We start from the raw sequence: 11,423 nt of genomic DNA on the forward strand, positions 1-11,423 counted from the left end.
GCGTCAGGCGAAGACGCGCACCCCCACCCGGCGTCAGGCGAAAACGCGCGCCCCACCAAAGCCCGGCGTCGTCCGAAACGCGCACCCCCACCGAAGCCCGGTGTCAGGCAAAGACGCGCACCCCACCGAAGCCCGGTGTCAGGCAAAGACGCGCAGCCCACCAGAGCAGCCGCAGGCCCCGCTCAGCCCTCCGTCAGCCCCGCCACCAGCTCGTCGGCCGCCCGGTACGGATCCAGCTCCCCCGCCACGATCCGCTCCGCCAGCGCCCCCAGCCGCCGGTCCCCGTGCAGGTCTCCGATGCGCTCCCGCAGAGCCGTGACCGCGATCGTCTCGACCTCGTGAGAGGCCCGGGACGCCCGCCGCTCCGCGAGGACTCCCCGCTCCTCCATCCAGGCCCGGTGCTTCTCCAGCGCCTCGACGACCTCGTCGACGCCCTCGCCCCGCGCGGCGACCGTCTTGACGATCGGCGGACGCCAGTCGCCCGGGCCCCGGGACTCCCCCAGGCCCTGCATGTGGTTGAGCTCGCGAGCCGTCGCGTCCGCCCCGTCCCGGTCGGCCTTGTTCACGACGTACACGTCGCCGATCTCCAGGATCCCGGCCTTGGCCGCCTGGATCCCGTCCCCCATCCCCGGAGCGAGCAACACCACGGACGTGTCCGCATGCGAGGCGATCTCCACCTCGGACTGCCCCACACCCACCGTCTCGACCATGATCACGTCACAGCCGGCCGCGTCCAGGACCCGGATCGCCTGCGGGGCCGCCCAGGCCAGCCCGCCCAGATGCCCGCGCGTCGCCATCGACCGGATGTACACGCCCGGGTCGGAAGCGTGCTCCGACATCCGCACCCGGTCCCCGAGCAGCGCACCGCCCGAGAACGGGGACGACGGGTCGACGGCGAGTACGCCGACCCGCTTGTCCTGCTTGCGGTACGCGGAGACGAGCGCCGAGGTCGACGTGGACTTGCCGACCCCGGGCGACCCGGTCAGTCCCACCACGTACGCCCCGCCCGTCAGCGGCGCGAGCGCCGCCATGACCTCCCGCAGCTGCGGGGACGCCCCCTCCACCAGGGAGATCAGCCGGGCCACGGCCCGCGGCCGGCCTTCCCTGGCCTGGGCCACCAGGGTGGAGACGTCCTGCATCACAGCTCCGTTCAGATAAGGGACGTACCGGGAGTCAGGCCTTGGGCACGCGCACGATCAGCGCGTCACCCTGGCCACCGCCACCGCACAGCGCCGCCGCGCCCACGCCACCGCCGCGCCGCTTCAGCTCCAGCGCGAGATGCAGCACGAGCCGCGCACCGGACATCCCGATCGGGTGACCCAGGGCGATCGCGCCACCGTTGACATTCACCTTTTCGGTGGACACCCCGAGATCCTTCATGGACTGCACGGCCACGGCCGCGAACGCTTCGTTGATCTCGATGAGGTCGAGGTCAGAGACCTCCAGGCCCTCCTTCTTCAGCGCGTGCAGGATCGCGTTGGACGGCTGCGACTGGAGCGAGTTGTCCGGCCCGGCCACGTTCCCGTGGGCCCCGATCTCGGCGATCCACTCCAGGCCGAGCTCCTGCGCCTTGGCCTTGCTCATCACGACGACGGCGGCGGCACCGTCGGAGATCTGCGACGCGGACCCGGCCGTGATCGTGCCGTCCTTGGAGAACGCCGGCCGCAGCTTCCCGAGCGACTCCGCGGTCGTGTCGCCGCGAATGCCCTCGTCCTTGCTGAACAGCACCGGGTCGCCCTTGCGCTGCGGGATCTCGACGGGCGTGATCTCGGCCTCGAACAGGCCGTTCTTCTGCGCGGCGGCGGCCCGCTGGTGCGACAGCGCGGCGATCTCGTCCTGCTCGGGCCGGACGATGCCGAGCCGGGTGTTGTGCTTCTCCGTCGACTCGCCCATGGCGACGCCGTCGAAGGAGTCGGTCAGGCCGTCGTGGGCCATGGAGTCGAGCATCTGGATGGCGCCGTACTTGAAGCCCTCACGGGACTTCGGCAGCAGGTGCGGCGCGTTGGTCATGGACTCCTGGCCACCGGCGACGATCACGTCGAACTCGCCCGCGCGGATGAGCTGGTCGGCGAGCGCGATGGCGTCGAGGCCCGACAGACAGACCTTGTTGATGGTCAGCGCCGGCACGTTCATCGGGATGCCGGCCTTGACGGCGGCCTGGCGAGCAGGGATCTGCCCCGCTCCGGCCTGGAGCACCTGGCCCATGATCACGTACTGCACCTGGTCGCCGCCGATCCCCGCACGGTCGAGGGCGGCCTTGATCGCGAAGCCGCCGAGGTCGGCTCCGGAGAAGGACTTCAGCGAGCCGAGCAACCGCCCCATGGGCGTACGCGCCCCCGAGACGATCACCGAACTGGTCGTGGCAGAAGACATGAGCTGCGATCCCCTTACCGGCTGCACAGCCGAGGAGTGAACGAGGGTTTACTTCGAATGTACTGAGTGGCACTCCGTGCCGTCATCGGGCTGTCGGTGTGATCGCGCGCACGTTGCGTAACCACCTCCGGGGCGTTGCACTGAATCCATGCTGACGCGAATCGACCACATCGGAATCGCCTGTTTCGACCTCGACAAGACCGTCGAGTTCTACCGTGCCACCTACGGCTTCGAGGTGTTCCACTCCGAAGTCAACGAGGAGCAGGGCGTGCGCGAGGCCATGCTCAAGATCAACGACACGTCCGACGGCGGCGCCTCCTACCTGCAGCTCCTGGAGCCGACCCGCGAGGACTCCACTGTCGCCAAGTGGCTCGCGAAGAACGGTGAGGGCGTCCACCACATCGCTTTCGGTACGGCGGATGTCGACGGGGACGCCGACGAGATCAAGGGCAAGGGCGTACGCGTGCTGTACGAAGAGCCGCGACGCGGTTCCATGGGGTCACGGATCACCTTCCTGCACCCCAAGGACTGCCATGGCGTACTGACAGAACTGGTCACTTCGGCGCCTGTTGAGTCACCTGAGCACTGACCCTCGTACATAGGGGCCGGTAGGGTTGGGTGCGGTCGCCGCTCAGTCCAGGGTGACCGCGGTCCCGCCGTGCGACGGCAGGACCACCGGGGTCCGGGTTTCGGGGGACGAGCGTCGGGGCAGCAGCCTCTGCTCCGCCGATGATCTGACACCATTCCCCGGGGGCCCCGTTCGGCGGATGGACGGAGCTCGTTTGGAGAGTGTTGCGACCAGGGGACGGATGGGACCGCGCAGTGCGGGGCTACGAGAGCCAGGAGCGAGAGCCGGCGGCTGACGTCGACCACCTCTCTCGGTTCGAAGCCGAGATGAAGCGGCTGAAGACCGAACGGGAAAAGGCGATCCAGCACGCCGAGGACCTCGGCTACCAGGTCGAGGTGCTGCGCGCCAAGCTGCACGAGGCGCGGCGCACCATCATGTCCCGGCCCTCCTTCGAGGGGGGCGACATCGGCTGGCAGGCCGAGCAGTTGCTGCGCAACGCTCAGGTGCAGGCCGACCAGATCCGTACGGACGCCGAGCGGGAGCTGAGCGAGGCCCGGGCGCAGACCCAGCGGATCCTCCAGGAGCACGCCGAGCAGGCCGCCCGGCTCCAGGCGGAGCTGCACCAGGAGGCGGTGACCCGCCGCCAGCAGCTGGACCAGGAGCTGGCCGAGCGCCGCCAGACGGTCGAGTCGCACGTCAACGAGAACGTGGCCTGGGCCGAGCAGCTGCGGGCCCGCACCGAGCAGCAGGCCCGCCGGCTGCTGGAGGAGTCCCGCGCGGAGGCCGAGCAGGCCCTGGCCACCGCCCGCGCGGAGGCCGAGCGGCTGTCGACCGAGGCCCGGCAGCGGCTGACGGGCGCTGCCGAGGAGGCCCGGGCCGAGGCCGAGCAGATCCTGCGCCGCGCCCGCACGGACGCCGAGCGCCTGCTCAACGCCGCCTCTACGCAGGCCCAGGAGGCCACCGACCACGCCGAGCAGCTGCGTACGTCGACCGTCACCGAGTCGGAGTCCGCGCGCCGCGAGGCCCAGGAGCTGAGCAAGGCCGCCGAGCAGCGGATGGCCGAGGCCGAGGAGGCGCTGCGCAAGGCGCAGGCCGAGTCGGAGAAGCTGGTCACGGAGGCCGAGGAGGCCGCCGCCAAGGCCCTGTCGAGCGCCGAGTCCGCGAACGAGACGCGCACGCGCACCGCCAAGGAGCAGGTCGCCCGGCTGGTCGAGGAGGCCACGAAGGAGGCCGAGAACACCAAGTCCGAGGCCGAGCAGCTGGTCGCCGACGCCCGCGCCGAGGCCGAGAAGATCGTCGCGGAGGCCTCCGAGAAGGCCCGCACGCTCACCGCCGAGGAGACCGCGACCCAGCTGTCCAAGGCGGCCAGGACCGCCGAGGAAGTCCTGAACAAGGCGTCGGAGGACGCCAAGAAGACCACGAAGGCCGCGGCCGAGGAGGCCGAGCGGATCCGCTCGGAGGCCGAGGCCGAGGCGGACCGGCTGCGGGCCGAGGCGCACGACATCGCCGAGCAGCTCAAGGGCGCGGCGAAGGACGACACCAAGGAGTACCGCGCCAAGACGGTCGAGCTGCAGGAGGAGGCCCGCCGGCTGCGCGGTGAGGCCGAGCAGCTGCGCGCGGACGCGGTCGACGAGGGCGAGAAGATCCGCGCCGAGGCCCGCAAGGAGGCCGTGGCGCAGATCGAGGAGGCGGCGAAGTCCGCCGAGGAGCTGCTCGCCAAGGCCAAGGCGGACGCGGACGAGCTGCGCACGACGGCCCAGACGGACAGCGAGAAGGTCCGCACCGAGGCCATCGAGCGGGCGACGACCCTGCGCCGGCAGGCCGAGGAGACCCTCCAGCGCACCCGGCAGGAGGCCGAGCGGCACCGCGAGGAGGTCGTCGAGCAGGCCGAGGCGCTCCGGGAGGAAGCCGAGCGCGCGGCGCGGGAGCTGCACGAGGAGACCGAGCGGGCCATAGAGGTCCGTCGCGGTGAGGCGGCCGAGGAGCTGACGCGGCTCCAGACGGAGGCCCAGGAGCGGCTGACGGCCGCCGAGCAGGCGCTGTCGGACGCCCGGGAGGAGGCCGCGCGGATCCGCCGCGAGGCCGCCGAGGAGAACGAGCGGCTGCGCGCCGAGGCAGCCGAGCGGATCCGGACGCTCCAGCAGCAGGCCGAGGCGGAGGCCGAGCGGCTGCGTGACGAGGCCGCGTCCGACGCGTCCGCTGCGCGCGCCGAGGGCGAGGCCGTCGCCGTACGGCTGCGTTCGGAGGCGGCGAGCGAGGCCGAACGGCTGAAGTCGGAGGCCCAGGAGAGCGCCGACCGGATGCGCGCGGAGGCGCAGTCCGCCGCCGAGCGGCTCGCCGCTGAGGCGTCGGAGACGCTGGCCGCCGCCCAGGAGGAGGCCAACCGGCGCCGCCGCGAGGCCGAGGAGCTCCTCGGCAGCGCCCGGCAGGAGGCCGACCAGGAGCGCGAGCGGGCCCGCGAGCAGAGCGAGGAACTGCTGGCCTCGGCGCGCAAGCGCGTGGAGGACGCCCAGACCGAGGCCGTACGGCTGGTCGAGGAGGCCGACCGCCGTGCCACGGAGATGGTGTCGGCGGCCGAGCAGCACGCCCAGCAGGTCCGGGAATCCGTCGCGGGACTGCACGAGCAGGCCCAGGACGAGATCACCGGTCTGCGTTCCGCCGCCGAGCACGCGGCGGACCGTACGCGCCGCGAGGCCCAGGAGGAGGCGGACCGGCTCCGCTCCGACGCCTACGCCGAGCGGGAGCGGGCGAGCGAGGACGCGGGCCGGCTGCGGCGCGAGGCGCACGAGGAGTCCGAGGCCGCCAAGGCGCTCGCCGAGCGGACGATGTCCGAGGCGATCTCGGAGTCGGAGCGGATCCGCGCGGACGTCGCCGAGCACGCCCAGCGGGTGCGCACGGAGGCGTCGGACGCGATCGCCGAGGCCGAGCAGAGCGCCTCGCGCACCCGGGCGGACGCCCGGGAGGACGCCAACCGCATCCGCTCGGACGCGGCGACGCAGGCGGACACCCTCATCACCGAGGCCCGCAACGAGGCGGAGCGGCTCACGACGGAGACGGTCCGGGAGACCGACCGGCTGCGCATGGACACGGTCGCCGAGGCCGAGCGGGTCCGTACGGAAGCGATCTCCGAGGCCGAGCGCGTCCGCTCCGAGGCGGCCACCGAGGCCGAGCGGGTGCGCTCGGAGTCGGTCGCCAAGGCCGACCAGCTGGTCGGGGAGGCCACGAGCGAGGCGGAGCGGCTGCGGGCCGAGGCCGCCGAGACGGTCGGTTCGGCGCAGCAGCACGCGCAGCGGATCCGCGGCGAAGCCGAGCGCGTCAAGACCGACGCGGAGACGGAGGCGGAGCGGCTGGTCAGCGCCGCGCGCGGGGAGGCCGACCGCACGCTGGACGAGGCCCGCAAGGACGCCAACAAGCGGCGCTCCGAGGCGGCCGAGCAGGTCGACAAGCTCATCACGGAGACCACGGCCGAGGCGGACAAGCTGCTGACCGAGGCGCAGCAGCAGGCGCACAAGACCACCGCGGAGGCCGAGTCGCAGGCCGACACGATGGTCGGCGCGGCCCGTACGGAGGCCGACCGCCTGGTGTCCGAGGCGACGGTCGAGGGCAACTCCCTGGTGGAGAAGGCCCGTACGGACGCGGACGAGCTGCTGGTCGGCGCGCGCCGGGACGCCACGCAGATAAGGGAGCGCGCCGAGGAGCTGCGCGACCGCATCACCTCCGAGATCGAGGAGCTGCACGAGCGGGCCCGCCGTGAGTCGGCCGAGACGATGAAGTCGGCGGGCGACCGCTGCGACGCGCTGGTCAAGGCGGCCGAGGAGCAGCTGGCGAAGGCGCAGGCGAAGGCCAAGGAGATCGTGTCGGAGGCCAACTCCGAGGCGGGCAAGGTCCGTATCGCCGCGGTGAAGAAGGCGGAGGGGCTGCTCAAGGAGGCCGAGCAGAAGAAGTCCACGCTGGTCCGGGAGGCCGAGGAGCTCAAGGCCGAGGCGATCCGCGAGGCAAAGCGCACGGTCGAGGAGGGCAAGCGCGAGCTGGAGGTGCTGGTCCGCCGCCGCGAGGACATCAACGCCGAGATCTCCCGTGTCCAGGACGTCCTGGAGGCGTTGGAGTCCTTCGAGGCCCCCGCCACGGGCAAGGACAACGGAGTCAAGGCGGGCGCGACGGTCGGCGCACCCCGTTCGGGTGGCAAGTCCTCGGAAAGCTAGCCAAACGGGGCGAATCCGGTGTGTGCTGGGGCCTTTGACCAAGTCTTTGGCAAGCGGTCCGGGGGTTAGCCACTCAAAAGGGGTCTCATTTTGCAGATCAAACGCGCATCCGCTCGATGACACACCGTTTCGGCCCCTAGGATTCCACCTATCACCTCACCGGTCTCATTCGACAGGAACCCCATGAGCGACACTTCCCCCTACGGCTTCGAGCTTGTGCGGCGTGGATACGACCGCGCTCAGGTGGACGAACGTATCTCCAAGCTCGTCTCCGACCGTGACAGCGCTCTCGCCCGCATCACCGCTCTGGAAAAGCGCATCGAAGAGCTCCACCTCGAGACGCAGAACGCCCAGGCCCAGATCACCGACGCCGAGCCGTCGTACGCGGGTCTCGGTGCGCGCGTGGAGAAGATCCTCCGCCTCGCCGAGGAGGAGGCGAAGGACCTGCGCGAGGAGGCCCGGCGCGCGGCCGAGCAGCACCGTGAGCTCGCCGAGTCGGCGGCCCAGCAGGTGCGCAACGACGCCGAGTCGTACTCGACGGAGCGCAAGGCGAAGGCCGAGGACGAGGGCCTGCGGATCGTCGAGAAGGCCAAGAGTGACGCTTCCCAGCTGCGCAGCGAGGCGCAGAAGGACGCGCAGTCCAAGCGTGAGGAGGCGGACGCCCTCTTCGAGGAGACCCGCGCCAAGGCAGCGCAGGCCGCCGCCGACTTCGAGACGAACCTCGCCAAGCGCCGCGAGCAGTCCGAGCGCGACCTGGCCTCCCGTCAGGCCAAGGCCGAGAAGCGCCTGGCCGAGATCGAGCACCGCGCGGAGCAGCTGCGCCTGGAGGCCGAGAAGCTGCGCACGGACGCCGAGCGCCGTGCCCGCCAGACGGTGGAGACGGCCCAGCGCCAGGCCGAGGACATCGTGGCCGACGCCAACGCCAAGGCCGACCGCATCCGTTCGGAATCCGAGCGCGAGCTGGCCGCCCTCACCAACCGCCGCGACAGCATCAACGCCCAGCTGACGAACGTCCGCGAGATGCTCGCGACGCTCACGGGCGCCGCGGTGGCCGCCGCCGGCACACCGGCCGAGGACGAGCCGATCTCCCGTGGGGTCCCGGCGCAGCAGTCCCGGTAACACGCGGGCATACGGAGTCTGAACCTCCGCAAAGCCCTCTGCCGCTCGGGTGGCAGAGGGCTTTGTCACGTTCTAGCGTGGCGGCATGATTGAGCTGGAGGGGCTGACCAAGCGTTACGGCGAGAAGGTGGCGGTCAACAACCTGTCCTTCACCGTGAGACCGGGCATCGTCACCGGCTTTCTCGGGCCGAACGGCGCGGGCAAGTCCACGACCATGCGGATGATCCTGGGACTCGACCACCCGACCGCCGGCGACGTCCGTATCGACGGCAAGCACTACCAGCAGCTCAAGGACCCGCTCACGTACATCGGCGCCCTGCTGGAGGCCAAGGCCTGGCACGGCGGGCGCACCGCCTACAACCATCTGCTGTGCCTCGCGCACAGCAACGGCATTCCGCGCAGCCGCGTCCGGGACGTGCTGGAGACGGTGGGGCTGACGGCGGTCGCGAGGAAGAAGACCAAGGGCTTCTCGATGGGCATGGGGCAGCGGCTCGGCATCGCGGCCGCGTTGCTGGGCGACCCGCGGATCCTGATGTTCGACGAGCCGGTCAACGGCCTCGACCCCGAGGGCATCCACTGGATCCGCACCCTGATGAAATCGCTCGCCGCGCAGGGCCGGACGGTGTTCGTCTCCTCCCATCTGATGAGCGAGATGGCCCTGACGGCCGAGCACCTCGTCGTCATCGGGCAGGGGCGGCTGCTCGCGGACACCTCCATGGCGGACTTCATCGACCGCAACTCACGCAGTTACGTCCGGGTCCGCAGTCCGCAGCGGGAGCGGCTGCTCGACGTGCTGCACCAGGCCGGGGTCGTGGCCGTGGAGAGCGGTGACGGGGTGCTGGAGGTGGACGGCGGCAAGGCCGAGCAGATCGGTGAACTGGCGGCACGGCACCGGATCACACTGCACGAGCTGAGCCCGCAACAGGCCTCGCTGGAGGAGGCGTTCATGCAGCTGACCGCGGAGTCGGTGGAGTACCACGCACACAGTGAAACGAGCCCGGCGAGCCCCGAGCCGGCGCGGCAGCAGGGGGGCGACGGCTGGAAGAGGGGCTGAGCATGGCGACGACACAGGTCGTACGGTCGGAGTGGACCAAGATCCGGTCGGTGGCGTCCACGGTGTGGACCCTCTCGCTGGTGGTGGTCGTGACGGTCGCCCTCGGCATGCTGATCTCGGCCCTGTCGAAGAGCGAGTTCGACTCGATGAACGCGCAGGACAGAGCCGAGTTCGACCCGACGTTCATCAGCTTCGCGGGGATGAGTCTCGGTCAGCTCGCCATGATCGTCTTCGGGGTGCTGGTCGTGTCGAACGAGTACAGCACCGGCATGATCCGCAGCTCGCTGGCCGCGGTGCCACAGCGCGGCGCCTTCCTGTTCAGCAAGATCGCGGTCGCCGGGGGCCTCGCCCTGCTGGTCGGCCTCGTCACCAGCTTCGCCGCCTTCTTCCTGGGGCAGGCGATGCTGGGCTCGCACCGGGCGGAGATCGGCGACCCGGGGGTACTGCGGGCGGTGTTCGGCGGCGGCCTCTACATGGCGCTGATCGCGCTGTTCTCCATGGGTGTCGCCGCGATGCTGCGCTCGCCGATGCTGTCGCTCGGCATCCTGATGCCGTTCTTCTTCCTGATCTCCAACATCCTGGGCAACGTCGACGCGACGAAGAAGGTCGGCCGGTTTCTTCCCGACCAGGCCGGCAGCAAGATCATGCAGGTGGTCACGCCGATCGACGACGACACTCCGTACGGGCCGTGGGGCGGCCTGGGGATCATGGGGCTGTGGGTCCTCGCGGCGCTCGTGGGCGGCTATGTGCTGCTGAAGAAGCGCGATGCCTAGAGGGGCGGGCTTGGCCTGACCTTTTACCTCCTCTTGGGCGGAACCGTCAGCGCCTCGATATCCTCCTAACCCTTACGGGGGCGTGTGCCCCGCTGTCCTGAACCTTGCGATGGGTGCGGAGCATGATCGAAGCAGTCGGCCTGACGAAGCGCTACGGCGACAAGACCGCTGTGTACAACCTTTCCTTCCAGGTACGGCCCGGGGCCGTCACCGGCTTCCTCGGGCCGAACGGCTCGGGCAAGTCGACGACGATGCGGATGATCCTCGGCCTGGACAACCCGACGGCCGGGCATGTGACGATCGGCGGTTATCCGTACCGCAGGCTGCCCAACGCCGCCCGCCAGGTCGGCGCGCTGCTGGACGCCAAGGCGGTGCACGGCGGCCGGTCCGCCCGCAATCACCTGCTGTCCCTGGCCCAGCTGTCGGGCATCCCGGCCCGGCGGGTCGACGAGGTGCTCGGGGTCGTCGGTCTGCAGGACGTGGCCAAGAAGCGGTCCAAGGGCTTCTCCCTCGGCATGGGCCAGCGGCTCGGCATCGCCGCCGCGCTGCTCGGCGACCCGCAGGTGCTGCTGTTCGACGAGCCGGTCAACGGCCTCGACCCCGAGGGCATCCTCTGGGTGCGCAACCTGATGAAGGCGCTGGCGGCGGAGGGCCGTACGGTCTTCGTCTCCTCCCACCTGATGAGCGAGATGGCGCTGACCGCCGACCACCTCATCGTCATCGGGCGCGGTCAGCTGCTCGCCGACATGAGCGTGACCGCGTTCATCTCGGCGAACTCCGCGGACTTCGCGCGCGTGCGGACACCGGACAGCGAGCCGCAGCAGCGCGAGAAGCTGTCGGCCGCGCTCACCGAGTCGGGCGGACACGTCATGCCCGAGCAGGACGGCGCGCTGCGCGTGACCGGGCTGCCGCTCCCCCGCATCAGCGACATCGCGCACGACCACGACGTACGACTGTGGGAACTGTCGCCGCACCAGGCCTCCCTGGAGGAGGCGTACATGCGGATGACGCAGGGCGCCGTCGACTACCGCTCGACGATCGACCAGAAGGAAGGGTTCCAGCAGCCGCTGCCGCCCGGCGCGCAGCCGCCGATGCCGGTACCCGGTCAGGGCCAGCCGGGCTGGTACGCCCCGCCGCCGCCCCAGCAGGACGGCCAGCCGTTCCCGGCTTCGCCGCAGGGCGCACCGGGCCAGGCCCCGGCGGGCCCGTACGGCGCCCCGGGGGCCCCCAGCGCCGCTCCGAGCGCCCCTGGCGAGGGAACGCCCAACCCGTACGCCCAGCCGGCGCCACAGGCGCCACAGGGCGCCGCGCGGGTTCCCGCGGCCCCCTCGGCC

8 protein-coding genes are annotated in these 11,423 nt (G+C 71.2%); 6 read left to right on the top strand and 2 right to left on the bottom strand.

The window, feature by feature from the left end:
- Positions 1-182 precede the first annotated feature (182 nt).
- Together meaB and C1J00_RS28325 are read right to left on the bottom strand one after the other, a co-directional pair.
- Positions 183-1,139: a methylmalonyl Co-A mutase-associated GTPase MeaB gene (meaB, locus tag C1J00_RS28320; protein ID WP_102911841.1), complete on the bottom strand. Its 957-nt coding sequence runs from the start codon at positions 1,137-1,139 to the stop codon at positions 183-185.
- A 34-nt stretch (positions 1,140-1,173) separates the two neighbouring features.
- A complete protein-coding gene (locus C1J00_RS28325; RefSeq protein ID WP_102911842.1) occupies positions 1,174-2,373 on the bottom strand; it encodes an acetyl-CoA C-acetyltransferase in 1,200 nt (399 codons plus the stop codon).
- Between the two features lie 148 nt (positions 2,374-2,521).
- On the opposite strand from C1J00_RS28325, the gene mce reads away from it, so the two are divergent.
- The 6 genes from mce to C1J00_RS28355 form a co-directional block, all read left to right on the top strand.
- Complete coding sequence (gene mce, locus C1J00_RS28330; protein ID WP_102911843.1) at positions 2,522-2,962, top strand: methylmalonyl-CoA epimerase; 441 nt, start codon at positions 2,522-2,524, stop codon at positions 2,960-2,962.
- A 233-nt stretch (positions 2,963-3,195) separates the two neighbouring features.
- Positions 3,196-7,143, top strand: a complete 3,948-nt coding sequence (scy, locus tag C1J00_RS28335; RefSeq protein ID WP_102911844.1) for a polarized growth protein Scy — start codon at positions 3,196-3,198, stop codon at positions 7,141-7,143.
- A 183-nt stretch (positions 7,144-7,326) separates the two neighbouring features.
- Positions 7,327-8,262: a coiled-coil domain-containing protein gene (locus C1J00_RS28340; RefSeq protein ID WP_102911845.1), complete on the top strand. Its 936-nt coding sequence runs from the start codon at positions 7,327-7,329 to the stop codon at positions 8,260-8,262.
- A gap of 85 nt (positions 8,263-8,347) precedes the next feature.
- Positions 8,348-9,316, top strand: a complete 969-nt coding sequence (locus C1J00_RS28345; protein WP_102911846.1) for an ABC transporter ATP-binding protein — start codon at positions 8,348-8,350, stop codon at positions 9,314-9,316.
- Positions 9,317-9,318: 2 nt separating this feature from the next.
- On the top strand, positions 9,319-10,089 hold the full coding sequence (locus C1J00_RS28350; RefSeq protein WP_102911847.1) for an ABC transporter permease: 771 nt from the start codon (positions 9,319-9,321) through the stop codon (positions 10,087-10,089).
- A gap of 122 nt (positions 10,090-10,211) precedes the next feature.
- Positions 10,212-11,423, top strand: a 1,212-nt coding sequence (locus C1J00_RS28355) for an ABC transporter ATP-binding protein (protein WP_102911848.1), incomplete at its 3' end; no start/stop codon positions are given.

Origin of the sequence: Streptomyces cahuitamycinicus, assembly GCF_002891435.1 — a bacterium.
In the GTDB taxonomy this organism is placed as follows: domain Bacteria; phylum Actinomycetota; class Actinomycetes; order Streptomycetales; family Streptomycetaceae; genus Streptomyces; species Streptomyces cahuitamycinicus.

Coding starts and splice junctions, on each gene's coding strand:
- C1J00_RS28325 (WP_102911842.1), bottom strand. CDS start 2,373: ATGTCTTCTGCCACGACCAGTTCGGTGATCGTCTCGGGGGCGCGTACG.
- meaB (WP_102911841.1), bottom strand. CDS start 1,139: ATGCAGGACGTCTCCACCCTGGTGGCCCAGGCCAGGGAAGGCCGGCCG.
- C1J00_RS28345 (WP_102911846.1), top strand. CDS start 8,348: ATGATTGAGCTGGAGGGGCTGACCAAGCGTTACGGCGAGAAGGTGGCG.
- C1J00_RS28350 (WP_102911847.1), top strand. CDS start 9,319: ATGGCGACGACACAGGTCGTACGGTCGGAGTGGACCAAGATCCGGTCG.
- mce (WP_102911843.1), top strand. CDS start 2,522: ATGCTGACGCGAATCGACCACATCGGAATCGCCTGTTTCGACCTCGAC.
- C1J00_RS28340 (WP_102911845.1), top strand. CDS start 7,327: ATGAGCGACACTTCCCCCTACGGCTTCGAGCTTGTGCGGCGTGGATAC.